The sequence below is a fragment of the Sphingomonas sp. BL-S-25 genome (genome assembly GCF_055521555.1).
Genome location: NZ_CM145486.1, coordinates 3,141,344 through 3,166,540, shown reverse-complemented (window position 1 = coordinate 3,166,540; position 25,197 = coordinate 3,141,344). Strand labels below are relative to the sequence as shown.

At 67.0% G+C, this 25,197-nt stretch carries 25 protein-coding genes; 16 read left to right on the top strand and 9 right to left on the bottom strand.

The genetic code is table 11. The features are described 5' to 3' along the window. Positions 1–3: 3 nt before the first annotated feature. From pstC to ACZ1H8_RS15265, 9 genes are all read left to right on the top strand, one after another. Complete coding sequence (gene pstC, locus ACZ1H8_RS15305) at positions 4–1,380, top strand: phosphate ABC transporter permease subunit PstC (RefSeq protein ID WP_465178039.1); 1,377 nt, start codon at positions 4–6, stop codon at positions 1,378–1,380. Continuing rightward, positions 1,373–2,656: a phosphate ABC transporter permease PstA gene (gene pstA, locus ACZ1H8_RS15300; RefSeq protein WP_465178038.1), complete on the top strand. Its 1,284-nt coding sequence runs from the start codon at positions 1,373–1,375 to the stop codon at positions 2,654–2,656. The genes pstC and pstA overlap by 8 nt, the downstream gene beginning before the upstream one ends. After that, positions 2,656–3,465 carry a phosphate ABC transporter ATP-binding protein PstB gene (gene pstB, locus ACZ1H8_RS15295; RefSeq protein WP_110153749.1) on the top strand — a complete coding sequence of 270 codons (810 nt, stop codon included), beginning with the start codon at positions 2,656–2,658 and terminating at the stop codon, positions 3,463–3,465. Before pstA ends, pstB begins: the two co-directional genes overlap by 1 nt. Next, positions 3,465–4,166 carry a phosphate signaling complex protein PhoU gene (gene phoU / locus ACZ1H8_RS15290; protein ID WP_465178037.1) on the top strand — a complete coding sequence of 234 codons (702 nt, stop codon included), beginning with the start codon at positions 3,465–3,467 and terminating at the stop codon, positions 4,164–4,166. The genes pstB and phoU overlap by 1 nt, the downstream gene beginning before the upstream one ends. A gap of 13 nt (positions 4,167–4,179) precedes the next feature. Continuing rightward, positions 4,180–4,872, top strand: a complete 693-nt coding sequence (gene phoB / locus ACZ1H8_RS15285; RefSeq protein WP_465178036.1) for a phosphate regulon transcriptional regulator PhoB — start codon at positions 4,180–4,182, stop codon at positions 4,870–4,872. Positions 4,873–4,904: 32 nt separating this feature from the next. Beyond that, complete coding sequence (locus ACZ1H8_RS15280) at positions 4,905–5,225, top strand: hypothetical protein (RefSeq protein WP_465178035.1); 321 nt, start codon at positions 4,905–4,907, stop codon at positions 5,223–5,225. Between the two features lie 445 nt (positions 5,226–5,670). Next, on the top strand, positions 5,671–5,985 hold the full coding sequence (locus ACZ1H8_RS15275) for a hypothetical protein (RefSeq protein ID WP_465178034.1): 315 nt from the start codon (positions 5,671–5,673) through the stop codon (positions 5,983–5,985). A 109-nt stretch (positions 5,986–6,094) separates the two neighbouring features. After that, a complete protein-coding gene (locus ACZ1H8_RS15270) occupies positions 6,095–6,991 on the top strand; it encodes an SDR family NAD(P)-dependent oxidoreductase (protein WP_465178033.1) in 897 nt (298 codons plus the stop codon). Positions 6,992–7,217: 226 nt separating this feature from the next. Next, the gene (locus tag ACZ1H8_RS15265; RefSeq protein WP_465178032.1) at positions 7,218–8,339 is read left to right on the top strand and encodes a hypothetical protein; all 1,122 of its coding nucleotides are present in this window, start codon (positions 7,218–7,220) and stop codon (positions 8,337–8,339) included. Between the two features lie 209 nt (positions 8,340–8,548). Here the strand turns inward: ACZ1H8_RS15265 and arfB are convergent, their stop codons facing one another. The 4 genes from arfB to ACZ1H8_RS15245 all read right to left on the bottom strand — a co-directional run bounded on the left by arfB (position 8,549) and on the right by ACZ1H8_RS15245 (position 11,161). Beyond that, the gene (arfB, locus tag ACZ1H8_RS15260) at positions 8,549–8,965 is read right to left on the bottom strand and encodes an alternative ribosome rescue aminoacyl-tRNA hydrolase ArfB (RefSeq protein ID WP_181401775.1); all 417 of its coding nucleotides are present in this window, start codon (positions 8,963–8,965) and stop codon (positions 8,549–8,551) included. Next, positions 8,940–9,605 (bottom strand): RluA family pseudouridine synthase, encoded by a 666-nt coding sequence (locus ACZ1H8_RS15255; RefSeq protein ID WP_465178031.1) that lies wholly within the window; start codon positions 9,603–9,605, stop codon positions 8,940–8,942. The genes arfB and ACZ1H8_RS15255 overlap by 26 nt, the downstream gene beginning before the upstream one ends. A gap of 137 nt (positions 9,606–9,742) precedes the next feature. Continuing rightward, positions 9,743–10,345, bottom strand: coding sequence for an NAD(P)H:quinone oxidoreductase (wrbA, locus tag ACZ1H8_RS15250; protein ID WP_465178030.1), 603 nt, complete (start codon positions 10,343–10,345; stop codon positions 9,743–9,745). A gap of 117 nt (positions 10,346–10,462) precedes the next feature. Continuing rightward, the gene (locus ACZ1H8_RS15245; RefSeq protein ID WP_465178029.1) at positions 10,463–11,161 is read right to left on the bottom strand and encodes a pirin family protein; all 699 of its coding nucleotides are present in this window, start codon (positions 11,159–11,161) and stop codon (positions 10,463–10,465) included. 120 nt (positions 11,162–11,281) lie between these two features. Here ACZ1H8_RS15245 and ACZ1H8_RS15240 point away from each other — a divergent pair, with 120 nt between their 5' ends. Further along, entirely contained in the window at positions 11,282–12,217 is a 936-nt protein-coding gene (locus tag ACZ1H8_RS15240) for a LysR family transcriptional regulator (protein ID WP_110149367.1), read from the top strand. A 171-nt stretch (positions 12,218–12,388) separates the two neighbouring features. Continuing rightward, positions 12,389–13,093 carry a response regulator transcription factor CtrA gene (ctrA, locus tag ACZ1H8_RS15235; RefSeq protein WP_465178027.1) on the top strand — a complete coding sequence of 235 codons (705 nt, stop codon included), beginning with the start codon at positions 12,389–12,391 and terminating at the stop codon, positions 13,091–13,093. Between the two features lie 262 nt (positions 13,094–13,355). Here the strand turns inward: ctrA and ACZ1H8_RS15230 are convergent, their stop codons facing one another. Beyond that, a complete protein-coding gene (locus tag ACZ1H8_RS15230; protein WP_465178026.1) occupies positions 13,356–14,018 on the bottom strand; it encodes an HPP family protein in 663 nt (220 codons plus the stop codon). A 5-nt stretch (positions 14,019–14,023) separates the two neighbouring features. Next, positions 14,024–15,679, bottom strand: coding sequence for an amidohydrolase (locus ACZ1H8_RS15225; RefSeq protein ID WP_465178025.1), 1,656 nt, complete (start codon positions 15,677–15,679; stop codon positions 14,024–14,026). Between the two features lie 57 nt (positions 15,680–15,736). Between ACZ1H8_RS15225 and ACZ1H8_RS15220 the strand changes: the two genes are divergently transcribed. Beyond that, positions 15,737–16,975 (top strand): threonine ammonia-lyase, encoded by a 1,239-nt coding sequence (locus ACZ1H8_RS15220; RefSeq protein ID WP_465178024.1) that lies wholly within the window; start codon positions 15,737–15,739, stop codon positions 16,973–16,975. Between the two features lie 307 nt (positions 16,976–17,282). Further along, positions 17,283–18,068 (top strand): arginyltransferase, encoded by a 786-nt coding sequence (locus tag ACZ1H8_RS15215; RefSeq protein ID WP_465178023.1) that lies wholly within the window; start codon positions 17,283–17,285, stop codon positions 18,066–18,068. A 66-nt stretch (positions 18,069–18,134) separates the two neighbouring features. Here the strand turns inward: ACZ1H8_RS15215 and ACZ1H8_RS15210 are convergent, their stop codons facing one another. Beyond that, complete coding sequence (locus ACZ1H8_RS15210; RefSeq protein ID WP_465178022.1) at positions 18,135–18,905, bottom strand: endonuclease/exonuclease/phosphatase family protein; 771 nt, start codon at positions 18,903–18,905, stop codon at positions 18,135–18,137. Positions 18,906–19,259: 354 nt separating this feature from the next. Between ACZ1H8_RS15210 and ACZ1H8_RS15205 the strand changes: the two genes are divergently transcribed. The 3 genes from ACZ1H8_RS15205 (at position 19,260) to ACZ1H8_RS15195 (ending at position 23,287) form a co-directional block, all read left to right on the top strand. Next, positions 19,260–22,052: a TonB-dependent receptor gene (locus tag ACZ1H8_RS15205; protein ID WP_465178021.1), complete on the top strand. Its 2,793-nt coding sequence runs from the start codon at positions 19,260–19,262 to the stop codon at positions 22,050–22,052. A 29-nt stretch (positions 22,053–22,081) separates the two neighbouring features. Continuing rightward, complete coding sequence (locus tag ACZ1H8_RS15200; protein ID WP_465178020.1) at positions 22,082–22,888, top strand: acid phosphatase; 807 nt, start codon at positions 22,082–22,084, stop codon at positions 22,886–22,888. Positions 22,889–22,984: 96 nt separating this feature from the next. Then, entirely contained in the window at positions 22,985–23,287 is a 303-nt protein-coding gene (locus ACZ1H8_RS15195; RefSeq protein WP_465178019.1) for a DeoR family transcriptional regulator, read from the top strand. A gap of 39 nt (positions 23,288–23,326) precedes the next feature. Here the strand turns inward: ACZ1H8_RS15195 and ACZ1H8_RS15190 are convergent, their stop codons facing one another. Both ACZ1H8_RS15190 and ACZ1H8_RS15185 read right to left on the bottom strand, forming a co-directional pair. Beyond that, positions 23,327–24,130, bottom strand: coding sequence for a transglutaminase family protein (locus tag ACZ1H8_RS15190; protein ID WP_465178018.1), 804 nt, complete (start codon positions 24,128–24,130; stop codon positions 23,327–23,329). Beyond that, on the bottom strand, positions 24,130–25,065 hold the full coding sequence (locus ACZ1H8_RS15185; protein WP_465181406.1) for an alpha-E domain-containing protein: 936 nt from the start codon (positions 25,063–25,065) through the stop codon (positions 24,130–24,132). The genes ACZ1H8_RS15190 and ACZ1H8_RS15185 overlap by 1 nt, the downstream gene beginning before the upstream one ends. Positions 25,066–25,197: the final 132 nt, after the last annotated feature.

Here is a 25,197-nt window from a genome sequence, read left to right as displayed (position 1 = left end):
GAGATGAGCGCATTCGCCCTGATCCTCCTGATCGCCGGCCTGGGCCTGATCGCCTGGCTGACCGCGCGTGCGCGCGCCGGCCGGTTCGACCGCGGCGGCCTGAAGCGGCTCCACTCGCTGCCCGGCCAGCATGGCTGGTATGTCGCGATGTGGACGGTGCTGCCCGCCTTGCTGTTCATCACCGTGTGGAGTTCGGTCAGCCCGGGGCTGGTCAAGCAGGCGGTGCTGCAGGATCCGGCGGCGGCGCAACTGCCGCAGTTCGATTTCGAGCGCGACGCGTTGCTGTCCGAGGCGCGCCGCGTCGCCGAGCATCCCGAGAGCAAGGCGTTCGACCCCGTCGCGCAGCAGCTTGCCCCGGCAATGCGCGCGGCGCGCAGCCGCTATGCCTGGATGGGGTCGCTGGCGGCGATCCTGCTCGCCTTTGCCGGCGGCGCCTATGCCTTTACGCGCATCCGTCCCGATTTCCGGGCGCGCTCGCGGGTCGAGCGGATCGTGATGATCCTGCTGCTGATCGCGTCGCTGATCGCGATCCTGACGACGCTGGGCATCTTCGTCTCGCTGCTGTGGGAATCGCTGATCTTCTTCCAGAAAGTCCCGCCCTGGGAGTTCCTGTTCGGCACGCACTGGAGCCCGCAGGTCATCGACGCCAATGATCCCGGCGCATCGCTGGGCGCGGTGCCTTTGTTCTGGGGCACCTTCTTCATCGGCGCGGTGATCGCGATGATCGTCGCCATCCCGTTCGGGCTGATGAGCGCGATCTACCTCACGCAATATGCCGCACCGCGCGTACGCCGCTGGATGAAGCCGATCCTGGAGATCCTCGCGGGCGTGCCGACCGTGGTCTATGGCTATTTCGCCGCGCTGACCGTGGCCCCTGCGGTGCGCGACCTCGCGGTGATGCTGGGCATGCCCTTCGCCTCGGCCGAAAGCGCGCTGGCTGCCGGCCTGGTCATGGGGGTGATGATCATCCCGTTCGTGTCGTCGATGGCGGACGATTCGATTGCGGCGGTGCCGAATTCGATGCGCGACGGCAGCCTGGCGATGGGTGCCACCACCAGCGAGACGATCACCCGCGTGCTGATCCCCGCCGCACTGCCCGGCGTGGTCGCCGGCGTGCTGCTCGCCGTCAGCCGCGCGATCGGCGAGACGATGATCGTGGTGATGGCCGCCAGCGGCGCGGCCAACATCACGCTAAACCCGTTCGAGAGCGCGACCACGGTCACCAAGCAGATCGTCGATCTGCTGACCGGCGAATCCGAGTTCGACAGCCCGAAGACGCTGGCCGCCTTCGCGCTGGGCCTGACGCTGTTCGTCATCACCCTGCTCCTCAACATCGTCGCGCTGCGCGTCGTGAAGAAGTATCGCGAAGCCTATGAATAGCGCGCTCGATCCGACGCCCACGGACTGGAAGGCCGAGGCGATGCAGAAGCGGATCCGCCGCCGCTATGCGCGCGAGCGGCGTTTCAAGGCGATGGGCCTGGCCGCGGTCGTGCTGTCGGCCGCGTTCCTCGCATTCCTGCTGGTCACCATGGCCGCGAATGGCGCGCGCGGCTTCTGGCGCAGCGAAGTGCCGGTGACGATCGACTTCGCCGCGCTCGAGCTGCCGGTCGACCGCGCGCAGCTGCGGACCCCCGGCGCCGACCTGGCGCTGTCCGGCGCGGAGCTGGAAAACTCCGTGTCGGGCGCGGCATCGACCCAATATGGCGGCGACGCGCCGATCTCCGACAGCGCGTGGCTGAAGGTGCGCGACGCGATCAAGGCCGACCCCGACCTGCTGGGCCGCAAGCAGACCTTCTGGCTGCCGGCATCGCCGGGGATCGAGATGGGTCTGCGCGGCGAAGGCAATGCGGCACAGAACGGGGCGGCGGCGAAGCTGAAGGCCGCGGACAAGGTGCGCACCAGCTTCAACATCGACTTCCTGACCAGCAGCAACTCGATCGATCCGACCGCGGTTGGCATCTGGGGCGCGCTGAAGGGGTCGCTGCTGACGATGCTCGTCACCTTCCTGATCGCCTTCCCCGTCGGGGTGCTGTCGGCGATCTATCTTGAGGAATATGCGCCGCGGAATCGCTGGACCGACCTGATCGAGGTGTCGATCAACAATCTGGCGGCGGTGCCCTCGATCATCTTCGGCCTGTTGGGGCTGGCGGTGTTCCTGGGGAGCTGGAGCCTGTTCGGCTATCAGGTCGGGCCGCTGCTGCCGCGATCGGCGGCGCTGGTCGGCGGGCTGACGCTGGCTTTGATGATCATGCCGGTCATCGTCATCGCCAGCCGCAACGCGATCAAGGCGGTGCCGCCGTCGATTCGCGACGCGGCGCTGGGCATCGGCGCCAGCCGGGTGCAGGTGGTGTTCCACCATGTCCTGCCGCTGGCGATGCCGGGCATCCTGACCGGCACGATCATCGGCATGGCGCGTGCGCTGGGCGAGACCGCGCCGCTGCTGCTGATCGGCATGCGCGCCTTCATCGTCCAGCCGCCCCAGGGCCTGTCCGACCCGGCGACGGTGCTGCCGGTTCAGATCTTCCTGTGGTCCGACGAGGTCAGCCGCGCGTTCGTCGAGAAGACCAGCGCGGCGATCATCGTGCTGCTCGTGTTCCTGCTCGCCATGAACGGGCTCGCCATCTATCTTCGCAACAAGTTCGAGACCCGCTGGTGATGACCGACACGGCCCCCTTCCCTCATGCCACCGCCGCGTCCGGTGCCGCCGGCGAGCCCAAGATGTCGGCGCGCGGCGTCAACGTCTTCTATGGCGCCAACCAGGCGATCCGCGACGTGTCGATCGACATCGACATGGACAAGGTGACCGCGTTCATCGGCCCGTCGGGCTGCGGCAAGTCGACCTTCCTGCGCACGCTGAACCGGATGAACGACACCGTCGCCTCGGCCCGGGTCGAGGGCGACATCCGGCTGGACGGCGAGGACATCTATTCCCCCGCGATGGACGTGGTCCAGCTGCGCGCGCGGGTGGGCATGGTGTTCCAGAAGCCCAATCCCTTCCCCAAGTCGATCTACGAGAATGTCGCCTATGGCCCGCGGATCCACGGGCTGGCCGGATCGAAGGGCGAGATGGACGTCATCGTCGAGCGCTCGCTGAAGCGCGCCGGCCTGTGGGACGAGGTCAAGGACCGGCTGAGCGACAGCGGCACCGCGCTGTCGGGCGGACAGCAGCAGCGGCTGTGCATCGCCCGCGCGATCGCGGTCGATCCCGAGGTGATCCTGATGGACGAGCCCTGTTCGGCGCTCGACCCGATCGCCACCGCGAAGATCGAGGAGCTGATCCACGAGTTTCGTGGCAAATATGCGATGGTGATCGTCACCCACAACATGCAGCAGGCGGCCCGCGTGTCGCAGCGCACCGCCTTCTTCCATCTGGGCCAGCTGGTCGAATATGGCGTCACCGACGACATCTTCACCGCGCCGAAGATGGATCGGACCAAGGACTATATCACCGGAAGGTACGGCTAATGGCGAGCGGCCCCGAGCATACCGTCAAGGCGTTCGACCAGGACATCGGCCAGATCCGCGCGCTGATCTCGCAGATGGGCGGACTGGCGGAACAGGCGATCACCGAGGCGATGATCGCGCTCCAGCGCGGCGACCTGGCGCTGGCGCGCCAGGTGCGCGAGCGCGACAGGCAGATCGACGCGATCGAGGCAGAGGTCGAGAAGCTGGCGGTGCGGGTGATCGCGCTGCGCGCGCCGATGGCCGACGATCTGCGCGACGTGGTCGCCGCGCTGAAGATCGGCGGCGTGGTCGAGCGGATCGGCGATTATGCCAAGAACATCGCCAAGCGCGTGCCGATGATCCATGCCGAGGGCGAGGAGCGGATCGAGGCGATCTCGATCCTGCCGTCGATGGCGCAGATCGCCAGCGACATGGTGCATGACGTGCTCGACGCCTTTTCCGCGCGCGACGCGGCTATGGCCGAGCAGGTGTGCGCCCGCGATACCGCGCTCGACGATTTCTACGATTCGATCTTCCGCACGCTGGTGACCTTCATGGTCGAGAATCCGCGGACGATCAGCCAGGTCGCGCACCTGCTGTTCGTGGCCAAGAATATCGAACGGATCGGCGACCATGCGACCAATGTCGCGGAGATGGTCTATTTCGCTGCGACCGGAAGCTACCTCGCCGACCGCGAGGCCGGCGACACCGGCGCCAACTGAGAGGGCGAGAACGATGGCACGTGCACGGATGCTGCTGGTCGAGGACGATGCCGCGCTGGCCGAACTGGTCTCCTTCCACTTCAAGCGGGAGGATTTCGACGTGAAGCACACCCCCGATGGCGAAGAAGCGCTGCTGCTGGCCAAGGAAGCGACGCCCGACATCGTGCTGCTCGACTGGATGGTCGAGGGGATTTCGGGGATCGAGGTGTGCCGCCGCCTGCGCCGCATGCCCGAGACCGCGAACGTGCCGATCATCATGCTGACCGCGCGCGGCGAAGAGGAAGACCGGGTCCGCGGGCTGGAGACGGGCGCCGACGATTATGTCACAAAGCCCTTCTCGCCGCGCGAGCTGGTCGCGCGCGTCGGCGCGGTGCTGCGCCGCGTGCGCCCGGCGCTGGCCGGCGAGGCGCTGATCTATGCCGATATCGAGATGGACACGGTCGGCCACAAGGTCCGCCGCGGCGGCGAGGTCGTCCCGCTGGGCCCGACCGAGTTCCGCCTGCTGAAGCATTTCCTCGAGCATCCCGGCTGGGTCTTCTCGCGCGAGCGGCTGCTCGACGCGGTGTGGGGCCATGACAGCGACATCGAGAGCCGCACCGTCGACGTCCATATCCGCCGCCTGCGCAAGGCGATCAACCTGGGCGACAAGCCGGACATCATCCGCACGGTGCGCTCGGCGGGGTATGCGCTGGACGCGGGGAATTGAGGGCGGGCTGAGGGTAGTTCGAGGGCCAGCGAATGCGTGAGGCAGGATCTCTCGAGTATTTTCGGGCACGCTGGCCAGATCCGATCGTTCCCGAGGGCGAACCGGAATGGCTTCTCTACGAGATCAGCCGCGACCAGGATGCCGTGCTGAGATCCGTCGACCTCTACGCAGATGGCCGGATCACGCGAAACAGCATCGAGATCGAACAACGCCATGGGGACCATTGCCCATCTCTCATCGATCAATCGCTGGACGAAGGATTTGGCGGCGTTGATCGAATCCCGATCGAGCGGGCGGAGTTCGAGAAATTGTGGGCGCTGGGGATCGACAAACCATTCTGGTTTACGCGTTAGCCGCTGCACGGTCGGCGATTCCCCAACTGTGCGACCCCCAGTCGCCAACCCGTTATGCTGAGTGTCGCACAATCTCGCGCCCGGGATGTGCCGACCGGTGGATGCCGGCACTTCAGCCGGCGTGACGGGGTGGTTGGGGCGGACCGGTGGCACTCGCGTTTCCTCCCTCGCATAGCGGGGAAGGGAACCATGCGTAGCATGGTGGAGGGGGCGGTGAGGCTGGGCGTCGCGCCTGATCGATAGCGCACCGCAATACCCCCTCCACCACGCCCTTCGGGCGCGGTCCCCCTCCCCCGGAGCTGCGCTCCGAGGGAGGAGATTGACGGGTCGCCCTGCGCGTTACGTCCCCATTACCAACTCGTAATCATCGCATCCGGACCTTTTCCGCAGACTCCTGCGTTGCGGCATCCGAGCTCCCAAGCTCCATGTATGACAGGAGATTTCGATGAAGCTGTTCATCCTGGCAACAGCCGCTGCGATGACGTTCGGCGCGGGTAGCGCCATGGCGCAGACTGCCGATCAGGCCGCGCCGCCGGCCCCCAGCTCGGCGGAGACCGGTGCGCAGAGCGAGACGCCGCGCGGCGGCTATGCGCCGACGACCCCGTTGTTCAGCTCGCCGCCGCCGGCGGGTGCGAAGATCCAGTTCGTGCCCAGCACGATGACGCCGACCCAGGCGTTCCCGCCGCCGGCGCCGCTTGCCAATTACCCGATCTGCAAGAAGGGCCAGTACGACCAGTGCCGCCAGCGCGGCGGCCGCTGAACACCCGCAGACCGGAAGGGGACCGGGGTGGCCATGATGCACCCGGTTCCCCTTTTTCCATACCCGTTCTACGAAGCGCTCCGACACAGATGACGGGAGAGCGCTTTCCATGACTATTTCGTTCGAGGGTCGCGTCGCGATCGTGACCGGTGCGGGCGGCGGCCTGGGCCGGGCCTATGCACTGGAGCTGGCGAAGCGCGGCGCGAAGGTCGTGGTCAACGACCTGGGCGGATCGCGCGACGGTACCGGACATTCGGACGCCGCGCTGAAGGTGGTCGAGGAGATCGAGGCCGCGGGCGGCGAGGCACTGTCCAATGGCGGCAGCGTCACCGAATATGACCAGATGGTCGCGATGGTCGAGCAGGCCAAGGCGCGCTGGGGCCGGGTCGACATCCTGATCAACAATGCCGGAGTGCTGCGCGACAAGAGCTTCGCGAAGATGGCGCCCGAGGATTTCGACTTTGTGGTAAAGGTCCATCTGATCGGATCGGCCAACTGCACCAAGGCGGTGTGGGAAACGATGCGCGAGCAGAATTACGGCCGCATCCTGATGACCGCGTCGTCGACCGGGCTGTACGGCAATTTCGGCCAGGCCAATTACGGCGCGGCGAAGCTGGGCCTCGCCGGGTTGACCAAGACTTTGTACCTCGAGGGCGCCAAGAACAACATCAAGGTCAACACGCTGGCCCCGACTGCGGGCACGCGCATGACCGAGGACATCTTCCCCGCCGAGGCGTTCAAGGCCTTCTCGCCCGAGACGGTGGCGCCGGCGGCATTGTACCTGGTGTCGGAGGACGCCCCGACCAACGCGATCCTGGGTGCCGGTGCAGGCGTGTTCCAGGCGGCCTATGTCACGCTGACCCAGGGCGTCCACCTGGCCGGCGACGCGCTGAGCCCCGAGGGGATCGCGGCGCACTGGGCCGAGATCACCGACCGGACTGGCGAGATCGTGCCCAAGTCGGGCGCCGAACAGGCCATGTCGATCATGGCCAAGCTGCAGGGCTGAAAGGCTTTTTTGAAAGAATCGCGAAAGAGCGATTTTCGAAGCGGCACCGGCCCGCTCCCCCACCCGACCACCCATAGAATAGTGCCGTTGGTTGGTCGGGTGGAGGAGCGGTCCGGCGCGACAGGCGCATTCTCTGACGATCTCTGAACACAATCCCCGGTCCGCAGGTGTATTGCCATAGCAATACGGTGGTGTCATACTCCAATACAACACAGGAGGAGGACCCATGTATAGCGAAAGCGATCTTGCAGGCGCGGTGGCGGCGGGGGCACTCACCCCCCAGGCTGCCGAGGCCCTGCGCAACCATGTCGCTGCGGTGCGATCGACGCCAACGGTCGACGAGGAGCATTTCCGGCTGCTGACCGGGTTCAACGACATCTTCGTCGCGATCGCCGCCGGGCTGATCCTGGTCGCGGTTGGCTTCATCGGGTCGTACATCGCCGGCAAGGTGATGGGCGGGATCGCCAACGAGCCGGCCGATATCGGCGCGATGCTGAGCGCCGGCGGCTTTGCGGTGGCGATCACCAGCTGGCTGCTGGGCGAGTATTTCACGCGCCAGCGGCGCATGGCCCTGCCCAGCATCCTGATGCTGATCGGCTTTGCCGGCGGACTGTTTGCCGGGTTCGGCGGGCTGCTGGGCGGCAACCTTCCCTGGTATGCCGAGAAGCTGGGCATCGATTTTGCCGACGAGCTGGCGATAAGCCGGCTGGTGGGGACGATCGGCATCGTCGTCGGGATGCTGACCGCCGCCGGGACCTGGATCCACTGGCGCCGGTTCATGGTGCCGATCACCATCGCGGTCGGCGCGGTCGCGCTGGTGGCCGTCGCGGTCGGCGCGATCATGGCGTTCGTGCCGGGATCGGACGAGTGGCTGAACGCGATCCTGCTGGTCGCCGGGCTGGCGGTGTTCGCAGTGGCGATGCGCTGGGACATGTCCGACCGCGAGCGCCGCACGCGCCGGTCGGACGTCGCCTTCTGGCTGCACCTGGCGGCGGCGCCGCTGATCGCGCATCCGGTGTTCCACATGCTGGGCGTGTTCGACGGCGACATCAGCCCGGCGATGGCGGGCGTGGTGCTGGCGCTGTACGTCGTCTTCGCCTTCGTGGCGCTGGCAGTCGATCGCCGCGCGCTGCTCGTCTCCAGCCTCGTTTATGTGCTGTGGGCGATGTACGCGCTGTTCGAGCTGACCGGCGCGGTGGAGCTGAGCGCGGCGCTGACCGGGCTGGTGATCGGATCGGCGCTGCTGATGCTGTCGGCCTTCTGGCAGCCGATGCGCGGCCGGGTGGTCAGCCTGCTGGGCGGCCTGCGCGAGAGCCTGCCGCCGACGCAGCAGGTAGCGATGGCGTGAGGGAATGGCGGCGGGGGTTGGAGTGCCCCCGCCGCTGTTTGTTGTGGGTTGCAATGTGGGGTTTAGGGTCTGGCGGGAGCCGAAGCCGACCCACCCCTAACCCCTCCCTTTCAGGGCGGGGAATTGCGTTGAGGCAAGGTGCGGCGGGCTCCCCTCCCTGGAAGGGAGGGGCGGAGGGTGGGTCGGTCTGGGGTGGCCGCTTACGCCCCTCAGTCGAACTGGACCTTGCCCCTGCCCGCCTTTACCTGCGAGCGGCCCTTTTTCTCGTCGACGCGGCGGGCCTTGGCGGCCTTGCTGGGCTTGGTCTTGACGCGCCGGGCCTGGCGTTCATGCGCCTTGGCGATCAGTTCGGTCAGGCGTTCGCGGGCGTCGGCGCGGTTGGCGTCCTGGGTGCGGAACTTGCGGGCGGTGATGACCAGTTCGCCGTTCGAGGTCAGCTTGCTGCCGGCCAGCACCTTGAGCTGCTGATAGGCATAGGGCGGCAGGCCGAGGCGGAAGACGTCGACGCGCAGCTGGACCGCGGTTGCGACCTTGTTGACATTCTGTCCGCCGGGGCCGGATGCGGCGAGGAATTTCTCCTCAACGATCGCGGCTTCGAGGTCAGCCACGCTTGCCGAAGCCGGCATTGTGGAAGCGCACCGGAAGCGGCGCCTCGGCATGGACGTCGGGCTTGCCCTCGCGCGGGATGGTCAGGCCGGCGGCGTGGAGCATGACCGCGGGGCCGCCGGTGCCATAGACCGGGTCGCCCATGATCGGCAGGCCCAGCCCCTCGGCGGCGTGGACGCGGATCTGATGCGTGCGGCCGGTTTCGGGGTAGAAGGCGACCAGCGCGCGGCCGTCGTTGCGGCCGGTGCCGGTCTCGATGATCTTCCACCGGGTGCGCGCAGCCTTGCCATTGGGATCACCGCGCATCCGCCAGCCGGCCTCCGCGGTCGACGTCTTGGCGAGCGGAATGTCGATCAGGCCGTTCGCCTCTTCGGGCACGCCGTCGAGGATCGCGACATAGCGTTTCGTCACCGCGCCCGCCTCGAACGCCTGCTGGAAACGCTTGTGCGCCTTGGGATTGCGGGCGAGCAGCAGGCAGCCGCTGGTGTCGCGGTCGAGCCGGTGGACGGGAAGCGGCAGGCGCTGGAAGCCGAAGGTCAGCTGGCCCAGCATGTCCTCGAGGCTTTCGGATCCGTCGCGCGGGCGATCGACCGGCAACCCCGCGGGCTTGTCGAGAATGATCGCTTCGCCATCGATGAACAACACACGGTCCTGGAACATGGCGTCCCCCTAGCACCCCGTGCCCGGTTGCGGGAGGGGGTGCGGCGCGCCCCGAACGAAGAAGGCCGCCGCTCCAGCGGGGGGAGGAGCGGCGGCCCGGTCGCATCCCCGGGGGGAGCGGGGATGCGAGCGTTCAGTTACGCGGTCAGCTTGGCCGCGACCTCGGCGATGCGGCGGCCCTGGTAGCGGGCGCCGTCCAGGTCGATCGCGGTCGGCTGGCGGCTGCCGTCGCCGCCGGCGACCGTGGTGGCACCATAGGGAGCGCCGCCGACGATCTCGCTGTTGTCCATCTGGCCGGCATGGCCATAGTCGAGGCCGACGATCGTCAGGCCGAAGTGCAGCAGGTTGGTGATGATCGAGAACAGGGTCGTCTCCTGGCCGCCATGCTGGCTGGCGGTCGAGGTGAACGCGCCCGCCACCTTGCCGTGCAGCGCTCCGGTCGCCCACAGGCCGCCGGCGGTGTCGAAGAAGGCGGCCATCTGGCTGCTCATCCGGCCGAAGCGGGTCGGAGATCCGACGATGATCGCGTCATATTCCTTCAGCACTTCGGGGCCGGAAATCACCGCATGCGGGCTCTCGGTCTTGAAGTGCGCGGCCTTCACGATGGCTTCGGGCGCCGTCTCGGGAACGCGCAGGATGTCGACCTGGGCGCCGGTCTGGCGCGCGCCTTCGGCAACGGCCTCGGCCATGGTCTCGATATGGCCGTAGGAGGAATAATAGAGGACGAGGACCTTGGTCATTGCGATGTTCCTTCTTCAGGCAAGAGGTTCAGGGGAGGATCTGTCCCGGGAGGTGACAGGGAGGGTCGGACAGCCCCTCCCCCGGCCCTCCCCCGCGCAAACGGGGGAGGAAATGGGTTATTGCGAGTCGACGAGGACGATCTCGGCATCGTCGAGCGCGGTGATGGTCACGGTCTGGCCGCCCGACAGCGCCGCGCCGTCGCGGGCGTCGAACGTCTGACCATCGATCTCGATCCGGCCGACCGCAGGGACGAGATAGGCGTGACGTCCCTCGCCGACATTGTGCTCCAGTCGCTCGCCCGCCTTCAGCGTCGCGCCGAGGACGCGGGCATCGGCCCGGATCGGCAGCGCGTCGCGGTCCTCGGCAAAGCCCGAGGCGAGCGTGACGAACCGGCCGGAGCGGTCGCCCTTGGGAAAGGGCTTGGCGCCCCAGCTAGGCTGGCCGCCAGTACCGCGCGGCTCGATCCAGATCTGGAAGAGCGTCGTCGTCTCCGGCTCGAGATTATATTCGGCATGGCGGACGCCGGTCCCGGCACTCATCACCTGGACGTCGCCGGCACCGGTGCGACCCTTGTTGCCCATCGAATCCTGATGGGTGATCGCGCCGGTGCGAACATAGGTGATGATCTCCATGTCGCGATGCGGATGGGCAGGAAAGCCACTGTTCGCGGCGATCTCGTCGTCATTCCACACCCGGATCGCGCCCCAGCCCATGCGGGCAGGGTCATAATAATTGGCGAAACTGAAATGATGGCGGGCGTTGAGCCATCCATGATCGGCATGACCCAGGCTCTCGAACGAGCGTTTCTCGATCATTGCATGTGTCCTTGTAAGCATCTTGGCTCTCAAGATAGGCAGGGCGATCGCACCGTAAATGGAAACGTTGGAAACTGATCGTTTCCTTTGGTAAAGCGTGGTCAAGAGGAGGACGCGCGCGTGAAACTTCCCGATTTCGAGGCTTGGGCGGTGTTCGCATCGGTGGTCGAGCACCGGTCGTTCAGTGGCGCGGCGGATGCGCTGGGCGTGTCGAAGGCGACCGTGTCCAAGGCGATCAGCCGGCTGGAGGCACGGCTGGGCACCACGCTGTTCCATCGCACGTCGCGGCGATTGACGCTGACCGACAGCGGGCGCGGGCTGGCCGAGCGGGCGCAGCGCATCCTGAGCGAAGGTACCGAGGCGGAGGAAGCCGCGCTGGACGCAGCCAAGGCGCCGGCAGGCACGGTGCGGATCGCGGCGTCGGTCACCTTCGGCGCGAAGATCGTGGCGCCGGTGCTGGCCGATTTCATGAAGCTGTATCCCGATATCCGCATCGACCTGACGCTGTCGGACGCGTTCATCGACATTGTCGGCGACGGGATCGACGTGGCGGTGCGGATCGCCGAGCTGCCCGACAGCTCGCTGCGCGCGCGGCGGGTGGCGCCGGTATCGATTCATGTCGTCGGCGCGCCGTCCTATTTCGAGAAACATGGCCGGCCGATGCACCCGGCCGATCTCGCGACGCATGCCTGCTTCGCCTATACCCATGCGAGCAATCCCGACACCTGGCGGTTCCGCCGGGCGGGCGGCGAGGAAGCGGCGGTGCGGATCGACGGACCGCTGCGCTCTGACAGCGGCGACGCGATGCTGCCGGCGCTGTGCGCGGGGCTCGGCATCGCGATCCTGCCCGACTTCATCGTCGGCGACGACCTGGCCGCGGGCCGGCTCGAATCGGTGCTGGACGACTGGTCGCTCGGCGCCGGTGCGCTGCACCTCGTGACGCCGCCCGGCACGCTGCGCCCCGCGCGGGTGGAGGCGGTGATCGACTATCTCGCCGAGCGGCTGCGCGCCAGTTGCGGTCCGGGCGGGGGAGCCTCGGCGGCGCAGGCGGGCTGAGCGCGGCCGCTACGGTATTTTCCCGGACTCGTTGCGAATGATGATGACTCGTTAAGGCTGGTTAGCAGGTTGTTAACTTTTCGCCTGCAGACGGGATAAGGTTAACGGAGTTGGTCGGGGTCATGCCGCAGTTTCCGCGGCGCGCGATCCCGGCGCAGGGGGGGACTGGCGATGCGCGTATTGCTGATCGAGGACGAGCCGAGCACGGCGAAGGCGATCGACCTGATGCTCTCGACCGAGGGCTTCAATGTCTACACCACCGACCTGGGCGAAGAGGGTTTGGACCTCGGCAAGCTGTATGATTACGACATCATCCTGCTCGACCTGAACCTGCCCGACATGCATGGTTACGAGGTGCTGAAGAAGCTGCGCGTGGCGCGCGTGTCGACGCCGGTGCTGATCCTGTCGGGGATCAACGAGATGGACACCAAGGTGCGCTCGTTCGGATTCGGCGCTGACGATTACGTCACCAAGCCGTTCCACCGCGAGGAGCTGGTGGCGCGCATCCATGCAGTGATCCGCCGGTCCAAGGGACACAGCCAGTCGGTGATCCGCACCGGCAAGCTGGCGGTCAATCTGGACGCCAAGACGGTCGAGGTCGATGGCGCGCGCGTGCACCTGACCGGCAAGGAATATGCGATGCTCGAGCTGCTGTCGCTGCGCAAGGGCACGACGCTGACCAAGGAAATGTTCCTCAACCATCTCTATGGCGGGATGGACGAGCCCGAGCTGAAGATCATCGACGTGTTCATCTGCAAGCTGCGCAAGAAGCTGAGCATGGCGACCGACGGCGAGAATTATATCGAGACGGTGTGGGGCCGCGGCTATGTGCTTCGCGACGATGAGGAAGCGCTCGAGGTTGCTGCCGTGGCTTGAGGGCTCAGGGGGTTGAGAGATTTGGGGTCGCGGTGTTTCCGCGGCCCTTTTTCTTTTCCCTCTCCCCCTTGGGAGAGGGAGGGAGCCGGCGTAGCCGGCGGAAGGGTGAGGGAGACCAAAGCCCCTCCTTCTTGAGGTTCCCCCTCATCCTTCCCACTCGCTTCGCGAGCGGGCCCAGTGTCGGGTGAACAGCGCCCCGCGCTGTTCAGGTCATGCCGGGGGCATGACCGACCCGACACTCTTCTCCCAAGGGGAGAAGGAGCTATTTGCGCGCGCGCCTCAGTTTAGCATTCCGCTCCGCCGCGGCGACCAGGGCGTGGAGGTCGGCTCGGCTGACGTCGAAGGGTTCGCCGAGCTGTTCGAGCGCTGCGTCGATATCCTCGGGGTCGACGCCGACATTGGCGGGCGGCGGGGCGCGGTGGGGGTAGCTGTGGCCCGAGACGCGGTGGAAGATCAGCCCGAGCACCACGAGCACCACCGCATTCAGGCCGAACGGTACCAGCGCGAGGGCATAGCCATGAGCGAGGACCTCGGGTCCTGCAATCACCGGGACCAGCGCGCTGCCGCCGCCCGGCGCGTGGAGGCAGCGCAGTGCCGACATCGCCAGGATCGACCCGCCGACCGCGAGCCCCGCGGCAAAGGCGGTGTGGCCGAAGGTGCGCGCGGCGAACACGCCGACCAGGGTCGAGACGACCGTGCCGACGATTGCGGCATAGGGCTGCGCCAGCGGGCTGCTGGGCACGGCGAAGATCAGGACCGCCGAGGCGCCGATCGGTGCGCCGAGCAGGATCACCGAGGCGGGGTCGCCTGCGACGAACGAGCAGATCCAGCCCGTCAGCCCGATGCCGAGAAACGCGCCGCACGACGCCACCAGCCGGTCGCGCCAGTTGGAGCCGGCAAGCCGGAAGCCGCGCCACCCCGCCATCGGTTTTACTTTTTCGGCATCCAGACGCGCTCGCCATTCACCCAGGTTTCGAGCACGCGGGTGCCGCGCAACTCGCTGGGCGACGCCAGCAGCGGATCGCGGTCGAGGATGATGAAGTCGGCGCGCATGCCGGGCGCCAGCCGTCCGATCTTCTTTTCGGCAAACCCGGCATAGGCGGCCCAGATGCTGAACCCGGCCCAGGCCTGTTCGCGGGTCACGATCTCTTCGGGACGCCAGCCGCCAAAGGGTTGCATGTCGGCATCCAGGCGGGTGAAGGCGGCGGCCCAGCCGGCGAACGGGTTGGGGCTCTCGACCGGGAAGTCCGATCCGAAGGACAGCTTGGCGCCATTCTGGAGCAGCGAGCGCCAGGCATAGGCGCCCTTCAACCGGTCGGGACCCAGCCGCGCCTCGGCCATCGTCCGGTCCGAGGTCTGGTGGGTCGGCTGCATCGAGGCGATCACGCCCAGCTTGCCGAAGCGCGGCAGGTCGGCGGGGTCGATCACCTGGGCATGTTCGATCCGCCAGCGGCGATCGTCACCCTTGTAGCTGTCGGCCACGACCTCGATCGCGTTCAGCGCCTGGTTGTTGGCGCGGTCGCCGATCGCGTGGATCGCGAGCTGGAAATTGTCCATCGTGCCGCGGCTCATCAGGTTGAGCAGCTGGTCGTCGGACAGGAAGCCCAGGCCCTTCTGGCCCGGGGCATCGGCATAATCGGCCTTGAGCCAGGCGCCGCGGCTGCCCAGCGCGCCGTCGAGATACAGCTTGATCCCGCCCATGCGCAGCTTGTCGCTGTACAGCCAGGGGGTCGGCCCCTGCCCCGCCACCGCCAGCGCGGTGTCGACGCCGCCGGCATAGCTGATGATGCGAAACTTCATCAGGTTGAGGTCGCCCATCCGCCGATAGGTCAGCCAGTCGTCGACGGTGGTGCCCATGTCGGTGGTGGCGGTGACGCCGACCGACAGCAATGCCTCCTGCGCGGCGAGGAAGGCGGCGTTGCGCTCGCGCGGCGTCGGATTGGGCACCGCCTTCTGGATCAGCGCGCTGGCGGCGTCGATGAACACGCCGGTGGGATCGCCCTTGGCATCGCGCTCGACCCGGCCGCCGACCGGGTCCTTCGACGATGGGGACACGCCCGCCATCGTCATCGCGCGGGTATTCGCCCAGCCGGCATGGCCGTCGACGCGCTCCAGCCACACCGGGCGGTCGGACACGACCCGGTCGAGATCGGCGGCAGTCGGGAAGCGGCCCAGGCCCCAGCGTTCCTGGTTCCAGCCGCGGCCGATGATCCACTTGGCCGGATTGGCGGCGGCATAGTCGCCGATCTTCTTCAGCGCCTCGTCCAGGCTGCGCGTGCCCGACAGGTCGAGCTGCAGCGCCTGGAAGCCGAGGCCCATGACATGGCCGTGCCCGTCGATCAGCCCGGGCATCAGCAACCGGCCTCCCATGTCGAGCTTCCATTCGGGCTTTTTGGGGCGGCGCTGCTTGGGCGTCAGCAGCGCGGTGACGATCCCGTCGCGGTTGAACATGATCCCGTTGAACCGGACGATCTCGCCCTTTTCGTCCAGGGTGATGCCGTTGACATTGTCGACCAGGCCATCGGCATGGGCGACGGGCGCGATCAGGATCGCGGCGGCCGCGAGCATCTGGGGGATCAGCTTCATGGGCGTGGGCATAAGCCGTGTTCCCCCGCTGCGCCAGATGTCCTAAGGCGCACCCCTATGGCTACTCAAACCGCATCCACCGCCCCGGCGCTGCCGGTCTCCCTCGACGATGTCGTGGCGGCGCGGATGCGAATTAGGGATTCGATCGTCGCGACCCCGACGCTGGTCAGCCGGACGCTGTCCGACCTGACCGGCGCGACCGTGTATCTCAAGTTCGAAAACCTTCAGTTCACCGCCGCGTACAAGGAGCGCGGCGCACTCAACACCCTGCTCCAGCTTCCCGCCAACACCAGCGGCGTGATCGCCGCATCCGCCGGCAACCATGCCCAGGGCCTGTCCTATCACGCCACGCGGCTGGGCATCCCGTCGACGATCGTGATGCCGAAGAACACGCCGATCGTGAAGGTGACCCAGACCCAGGGCCACGGTGCGACCGTGATCCTGGAAGGCGAGACGTTCGACGCCGCCTATGCCCATGCCCGCAAGCTGGAGGCCGAACAGGGCCTGACCTTCGTCCATCCGTTCGACGATCCGCGGATCATCGCCGGCCAGGGCACGGTCGCGCTGGAAATGCTGGAGGCGGTGCCCGATCTCGAAGCTTTGGTCGTGCCGATCGGCGGCGGCGGCCTGATCTCGGGCATGGCGACCGTCGCCAAGGCGCAGGCGCATCCGATCGAGGTGATCGGGGTGCAGGCCGAGCTGTATCCGTCGATGTACAACCAGATCAACGGGACCGAGATGCCCTGCGCCGGCGACACGCTGGCCGAGGGCATCGCGGTCAAGGTGCCGGGCGGCATCACCCGCGAGATCGTTGCGGCGCTGACCGACGACATCGTGCTGGTCGGCGAGCGCCGGCTGGAGGAAGCCGTCAGCCTGTTGCTGCAGATCGAGAAGACGGTGGTCGAGGGCGCCGGCGCCGCCGGCCTGGCCGCTCTGCTGTCCGAGCCCGAGCGGTTCCGTGGCAAGAAGGTCGGCATCGTGCTGTGCGGCGGCAATATCGACACGCGCCTGCTGGCGAACGTGCTGCTGCGCGACCTGGCGCGGTCGGGCCGGCTGGCGCGGCTGCGCATCCGCTTGCAGGACCGGCCCGGCGCGCTGTTCCATGTCGCGCGGATCTTCCACGAGCAGGGCGTGAACATCATCGAGGTGTATCACCAGCGCATCTTCACCACCCTGCCCGCCAAGGGGCTGATCACCGATATCGAGTGCGAGACCCGCGACCGCGCGCATCTCGAACGGCTGATGACCGCGCTGCGCCGCGCGCAATATGAAGTGAGCCAGACCGAGTTGGCATAAATACTGGTGCCGCGGCGCGGGTGAGCGCATCGCGGCACCAGTTCCACCGGACATCGGACGAAGCGAATCGCACGCGCGACGGGCCGAGTCGCGGGGCGATTCCGGCTGCTTATCCCTTGCCCTACAATCACATCCGCGATCCCGCCGCCACGCGGCAACGGCACGCTTTGCCCGGGCTCGTTTCGCTTCCGATGAAGCGTTAACTTTCTTTGTTGGTGAATCGCCTTTTCATCATCTTTTTTCGCTCGCATAGTGCGCCATACGGACCGCGACCCGACGGTCACGCGTTCAAGAGGGCGAACCGGCGGTGACTGCACTTTCCCGTTTTCCACGGTTTTTCGTGACCAGCCCGTCCCCCTGCCCGTATCTTCCGGGAAAGCAGGAACGGAAGATCTTCACCGAGCTGTCGGGACCGCATGCGAACGAGCTCAACGACGCGCTGGGCCGGATCGGGTTTCGCCGCAGCCAGTCGGTCGCCTATCGCCCGAGCTGCGCGGGCTGCACCGCCTGCGTGTCGGTCCGCGTCATCGCCGATCAGTTCAAGCCGAACGCCAGCCAGCGCAAGCTGATCCGGCGGCATTCAGACCTGGAAGTGACCGCGTGCAAGCCCTGGGCGACCGAGGAGCAATATGAGCTGCTCCACAATTATCTGAGCGCGCGCCATCCCGGCGGCGGCATGGCGGCGATGGACGAGGGCGACTATGCCGACATGGTCGAGCAATCGCCGGTCAGCTCCTATGTCGTCGAATATCGCGAGCCCGCGCGCGACGGCCGGCGCGGCCGCCTGGTCGGCGCCTGCATCACCGACCAGCAGGCCGACGGGCTGTCGATGATCTACAGCTATTTCGTCGCCGACGACGACAGCCGCCCGGGCCTGGGCAACTTCATCATCATGGATCATATCCGCCGCGCCAGCGCGGCACGCCTGCCCTATGTCTATCTCGGCTATTGGGTGAAGGGCAGCGAGCGGATGGCGTACAAGACCCGCTATCGCCCGCTGGAAATGCTGGGGCCGAATGGCTGGTCGGCCTATCGGGACAGCGACGAAACGGTGTCGATGCCGCTTCCGGCGAAGATGCACGAGCTGGCCTGAGCGCCTGACTCAGGGGCGCGGTGCCCCCGCCTCCGCCGATGCATCATCCCCGTCGTAGTGGCGCGATCAGCGCTTAGCGCGGTCGCGCGTCAGGTCGGCGATGACGGGGAAATGGTCGGATGGGTAGTGCGGGCCGTCATGGGTGGTCAGAACCTGCGCGTCGCGGGCGATAAAGCCTCTGGTCATGATATAGTCGATCCGCTGCTGGGGCGTGCCAGTGAAATCGTGGAACGTGCCAGTCGGGCCCTGCCGGGACGGGGCGGTGTCCCAGGCGTCGGTCAGGACCGCGGCGAGCCGGCGATGCGCCGCGCTGTCGGGCGCGGCGTTGAAATCGCCGGTGAGGATCACCGGTAGCCCCTGGGCAAGTGCGGGCAGCCGCGCGGCGATCAGATCGGCCGAGCGCCGGCGGGCCTCCTCGTCCTCGTCGTCGCGGTTGGCGAAATGGGTGTCGATCATCAGGAAGCGAAATCGCCGCTGGGCCAGCGTCTCGAACACGCCCCAATTGACCATCCGGGGCAGCGTCGCACCCCAGCCGAGACTGGCCGGCGTGGCGGGGGTCGGCGACAACCAGAAGTCGCCATGACTTATCAAGCGGAGCCGGTCGGTGCGGTAGAAAATCCCCATATGCTCGTTCGCATGGCCACCGAATCGATCGCGCCCGAACCAGCGATAGCGGGGAAGTGCGCGGACGATATCGTCCCCTTGCGACTGGAATAGTTCCTGCGTGCCGATCAGGTCGGGATGCGCCTGGCGAACGGTGCGCACGAACAGATCGCGGCGATGCTGCCAGAGATTGGGGCCGTCGTCAGGATCGGGATAGCGGACGTTGAAGGTCATGACCCGCAATTCCCGCGTCCCGGCAGGCGCGGCGCCGATGAGCGCAAGCGTCGATAGGGACGCGATCGCAGCCAACCATGATTGAGGCATGGGGGAGCCTTTCCTGATGGGTCGCGGGGCCCATCGCCCGAAGTTCGGACCCGCCGATGACGACAGGTCATGCGAGCCCCGCTCACGACCGTCAATCGACCGGAAATGGATGATCGATGATGGTTTTATGTGGGTTACATTTCATGCGCAGTCACATACCCACAGAACATCATCATGATGCCGCCGCGTCACAAAATATAAACATCGGCACCCTAATCCCGCTCGCAGACGGTTTCCGACATCGCAACGACCCTGTGAGGGATGATGAACGCTACTCCTATGGCGCGCGTCGGCGCGCGCCCGCTTCCCGTCGTCAAGGCTCTGGCGATCGGCACCGCCCATGTCGCGATTGCTGTCGCCGCACTGGCGAGCGCCGGTGCGGCCCAGGCGAGCACCGATGCGCCGGCCCCGCCGCCAGTCAGCACGGCCGATACCGACCCGCCGGGCGGCGGAAAGAACGATCAGGTGATCGTCGTCACCGGACGGCGGTGGAAAAAGGCGGAGACCGCAACCACCAGCGTCCTGTCGAGCACCGATCTTCAGCGCCATCCCAATGTCAGCATCGTCGACGCGGTGGCGCGACTGCCGGGCATTTCGGTCGCGCCGACCGACTTCTTCGGATCGCCGTCGTCGGGAAATCATGGCGGGGTGGACGGCGCGGCGCGAGGCGGCGCGAGCTTCGTCTATGTCCGCGGCCTGAGCGGATCCTATAACGTCAACCTGATCAACGGATCGAACGCCGCGCAAGGCATGCCTTATTCGCGCGAAGTCGAGCTGGACCTGTTGCCGCCGGTCGGACTTGCGGCGGTGGTCGTCAGCAAGACGTCGACCGCGGACATGGACGGCGACGCCATCGGCGGAACGATCGATTTCCGCACGCCCACTGCTTTCGACTTCGACAGGAAGACCCGCGTCGGGCTCTATCTGCAGGGCGGGCTGAGCCAGTATGGCATCAATTATGGCACGCCGGCCGGTAGCGTCATGGCGCAAGCCGAGCTGTCGCACCGCTTCGGTAGCGACGAACGGTTCGGCGTCTATGCCACCAGCTATTATGGCAGGCGCCATTTCGCCTCGACCATGGTCGACTTCCAGGCGGGACAATGGGAGTTCGCGGTCTCGCAGGGCGAGCAGGGCAGCAATCCCGACGGCTTTGCCAAGAAGGACAATCTGCTGCTGACCAGCACCAACGCCCAATTCAGCGAGGGGCAGCAGACCCGCTATGGCGGTGCGATGGGGCTCGACTGGCACCTGGGCACGACCACCTTGTATGCGCGCGGCACCTATGCGGTGTCGGACGTCGAGCAGAATATCTATCAGAAGAGCATCCAGGCCGACGGCTATTCGGCGGCGACCCTGCGGCCCGACGGACTGTATCAGAATGGCGAGCGGGACGGCGAATATCATGGCTGGTTCGAGACCGCGCCGTCGCAATCGACCCTCGCCTCAGCCGTTCTGGGAGGCACGACCGACATCGACCGCCTGACGCTGAGCTATAGCGGATTCTGGAGCTGGGGGAACAGCGCCGCGCCCGATCATGCCGAGGTCACCTATCGGACCTCCGCCGACAATCAGCTCAACGGACCCTTCGCGGTCAGCTACCGCGGCGGCTATCCCCTGCCCCTGCTGAGCGCGGCGCAGCTGGCGCGGCTCAACGACAACAGCCTGTTCACGGTCCAACAGGATAGCGGCGAGTTCACCGATTCGCGCAGCACCGCCGCCAAGGTCGGCGGACGGTTCGACCTGAGCTATGCGATCGGATCATGGCTGGACGCGCTGTCCGTCGGGATCAAGATGGTCCACAGCACCCGCGACAGCGCCTCGCGCGACTACAGCAATCTCAACTTCCTGCCCGCCGGCCAGCCCTGGACCGCAAGCCCGTTCAACCTTGACGAGGTGGGCGCGATCGACCGGCGTCATTATCCCTATAGTTTCCTGCGCGGGGATGGCGGCGCATTGACCGATGCGGCGCGGGCGGCGGCAGGACAGATCACCCTGTCGGATGACGATGCGAACAAGAATAGGCTGTCGGGCCATGAGGACGTGCTGGCCGGCTATTTCCTGGCGAAGCTGATGTTCGGCGACCTGCACATCCAGCCCGGCATACGGTTCGAACATACCTCCATCGGCAATCGCTTCTGGAATTCGGTCGAGTCGAGCGGGGGCGCCACCGGCGGCGTCGCCGCAGGGTTCCAGTCGAGCCGATCGCGCTACGACATCCTGTTGCCGAGCGTTCATGCCGATTACCGGCCGAATGCGGACAGCGCGCTGCGCGGCGCGATCTGGCGCAGCTATACCCGACCGCCCTTCTTCCAGCTTGCCGGCGGCAGCCAGACGACGGTCAACTCGGATGGATCGGTCAGCGTCACCGAGGGCAATCCCGACCTGGAGGCCGTGCGGTCGTGGAATTTCGACGCCAGCATCGAGCATCAGCATCGCGGGTTCAGCGCGTCGGTCGCGGGATATTACAAGGCGCTCAGCGACTATCTGTACGACCGCGGCACGAGTTTTCGGGCGCAGCAGATCGCGCAGAGCGGCGTGGCATCGATCTTCAAACCGGTGAATGGCGGCACCGCGGGGCTGTACGGCGTCGAGATTTCGGCACGCTATCAACTGGTCGACCTGCCCGGATGGGAGGCGGGCCTTGGCCTGTCGGGGAATGTCACCTTCCAGCATAGCTGGGCGCATCTCGACGATCCGTCGACCGACGCGACGCAGCAGATGCAGGGCGCCCCGAACCGGCTGGCGAACGCCGCGATCTTCTATGACAAGGGGCCGCTCTATGCGAACCTGTCCTGGCGCTACAACGGCGCGCTGGTCGCGGCATATCGCTTCGGCGCCTTTGGCGGCAAGCAGCTGAACGATACGCAGCGCGCCACCAGCAGCGTGGACGCGACGATCAGCTATGCGCTGAAGCGCGACATGCGGATCATCCTGGCGGCGTCGAACCTGTTCGACAGCGTGAGCTATTACCGCACCGTCGGCCCCGAAAGCGATCAGGTGCCGCAGATCGTGCGGTGGGGCCGGACCTGCAGCCTGACCCTGACCGCGAGCTTCTGATCCCGACCCGACACCGCAAGGACTTGGTCATGCGTGCATCTTCCTGGCTCATCTTTTTCGCACTTGCCGGTCTGACCGCGACCGCCCTCGCCGCCGAGGTCGAGCAACCCGCCGAGGGCAAGGAACCTGCTTACTATCTGGCGGGCAATTCGTTCGACATCCTGACGGTGCTGCCGCCACCGCCGCACGAGGGCAGCCCGCGGGGAATCGCCGACCGGCAGGTCTTTCGGCAGACCCGGGCACTGAAGGGCACGCCGCGCTGGACGCTGGCGACGAACGACGTCGCGCTGGCGCCGGCGGACCTGATGCGCGATTTCAGCTGTGCCGTCGGGATCTCGCTCACGCCCGAGACCGCGCCGATGACCGCGACGCTGCTGACGCGCGCGTCATCGGATACGGCGCGGATGACGGGCATCGCCAAGACCCGGTACAAGCGGCAGCGCCCCTATCTGATCGACCGCGGACCGATCTGTCAGCCTGAAAGCGAGCTGAAGGGCAGCTACGACTATCCGTCGGGCCATACGACCGCCGGCTGGACCTGGGCGATGCTGCTTGCCGAGATCGTGCCCGATCGGGCGGCGGAGATCCTGGCCCGCGGCCGCGCCTATGGCGAAAGCCGGATCGTCTGCGGGGTCCACAGCGCCAGCGCGGTGGAGGCCGGTCGGCTGTCGGCAAGCGGGACGCTGGCGGCGATCGCCGAGCAGCGCGGGTTTCGCCGCGATCTGAGCGCGGCGCGGCGCGAGATGGATGCGCTGCGCGCCGCCGGATCGACGCCGCGGCCGGATGCCCGGCAATGCGCCGCCGAACGGTCGCTGATCGCCCAACCGGTCTACTGACCCTCCATTATCCGCAAAATGATCGCACGAACCGGTCAATTGCCTCGATCCGCGTCCCCGCCCCACCTATAGCGGCCCGATCGTCGGGAGGGTGGCATGCAGAAGCGGTCGAAGCGCCAGCGTGAAATCGTATCGCTGATGCGTTCGGGGCCGAGCGTCAGCGTCGCCGGACTGGCGAACGAGCTCGGCGTTTCGGACGAGACCATTCGCCGCGAGCTTCGCGTGCTGGAAGACGGCGGGGTCATCGTTCGCGAACATGGCGGCGCCCGGCTGGCCACCCGGGTGGATGAAGGGCCACTGGACCAGCGGATGGAGGAACATGCCGATGCCAAGCGGAAGATCGCGCGCGCGGCCGCCGCGCTGATCGACGATGGCGCGATCTTGTTCATCGATGGCTGAACCACCTCCTGCCATCGCGCAGCAGCCGGCGCATGCGGGTCAGTCCTGGCCGCCGATCTCGTCGACATGGAGGTCGACGTCGAGCGCCTCTTCGCCTTGGCCGATGCGGGTGCCGGCGATCGAGGCGGCAGCGGTGGCGTCGAGGCCGACGGCCACGCGGACATAGCTTGCGTCTGGGCTGAGGCCGGTCGCGGGGTCGAAGCCGACCCAGCCGAGATCGTCGATATGCGCCTCTGCCCAGGCATGCGGAGCGCCATGCGCCTCGCCGTCGCTGCGATAGCCCGAGACGTAGCGGGCCGGGATGTGCAGGTGGCGGGCGGCGGCGACCATCATCTGGGCGACGTCGCGCGAAGTCGCGCGGCTGGCGGTGAAGGCCTCGGCGGCGGTGATGCCGGTGTCGGTGGTGTCGGGCGTGCACGGGAAGCGGGCATGCAGCGCGGCGTTGAGCGCGTGGAGGCGACCGAGCGGCGAGTCCGCGGGGGCGGCCTCGGCGAACTCGGCGAGCGAGACGCTGGCCAGGGTCCGCGGGGTCGAGCGGAGGAACAGCATCGGCGGCAGCGGTTCGGCACCGCCGCGAACCACGCCCGTCGCCTCGGTCGTCAGCACCTCTCCGGTGACGGTGATCTCGAGCGATTCGATCGGCCCTTCGGCGTAGAGCATCGTCACGATGTTGCCATAGCCGTCGACGCCGCGGCGCAGCCGGGCATCGACATCGACGTCGATCCGCCAGTTCACGACCGTCTGATATTCGGTGTCGCACGGGGTGACGCGCAGCAGCTGGACGATGCGCGCCTGCGGCTTCGAGAAGCGATACTGGCTGCGGTGGTCGATCGCGATCCGCATCAGACGAACCGGAACTGGCGGGCGATGGCGGCGTCGAGCATCGCATTCTCCCGGATCAGGGCGCCGAGATATTCGTGCAGCCCGCTGACGATGACTTCGGAGGTTCGCGTCTTCTGGGCGCGCGAGAGGCGTGCGCGCGCCATGCGGTCGGCCTCGCCCTGAAGCCCGGTGCGCTTGGCGAGCTGGCTCAGCAGGTCGACGACCTCCTCGAAACAGGCGGCCAGGCTGCGCGGCAATTCGGGACGGCTCAGCAGCAGGTCGATGACGTTCGCCGGGCTCAGGCTGTCATTGTAGAGCCAGCGATAGGCATTCACCGCCGAGACGGTCTGAAGGATCGTCGTCCATTGATCGCGATCGACCGCACCGCCGACCTTCTCCCCCTCGGGCAGCAGGATGTGATATTTCACGTCGAGCAGGCGGGCGGTATTGTCCGAACGCTCGACCGCCGATCCGAGCTGGATCAGCAGCGTCGCCTCGTTGCGCATCATCCGATGGATGGAGCCTTCGAACCCGCGCATCTCGGCCTTGACCGCTTCGACCAGGTTCAGCGTCTGGGTGGCGCCGCCGGTCGTCGCGCGGTTCTGAAACAGCAGCCAGGCGCGGTTGATCGACGTCCAGGCTTCGCGGGTCAATGCAGTGCGGACGGCGCGCGCGTTCATCCGCGCCATGTCGAGACAGCGGACGATCGAGCCGGGATGGCTGGTGTCGAGCGTGAGGAACCGGGCGACCTGCACCTGGGTCATCGCCTGGCCCGTCGCGGCGAAGGCCTCGTCGGTATAGCTGACGATCAGCGCGCTCTGCCAGGCGGCCTCGCCAGCGGGGCGAGCGGACAGCGCGTCAAGGCGGATCGTCGCCTCGACGAGGCGCGCGAGGAAGTCGGCGCGCTCGAGATAGCGGCCCAGCCAGTAAAGCGCCGACGCGGTGCGGGAGAGCATCAGCATGCGCGGGCTCCCACGGCTCCAGTTCCTCTCCCGGAGGGAGAGGGTAACCATGCGCAGCATGGTGGAGAGGGGGTCACCCCAAACGAAACCCGCGCGGTTTGGAGACTCCCTCTCCACCGCTTCGCG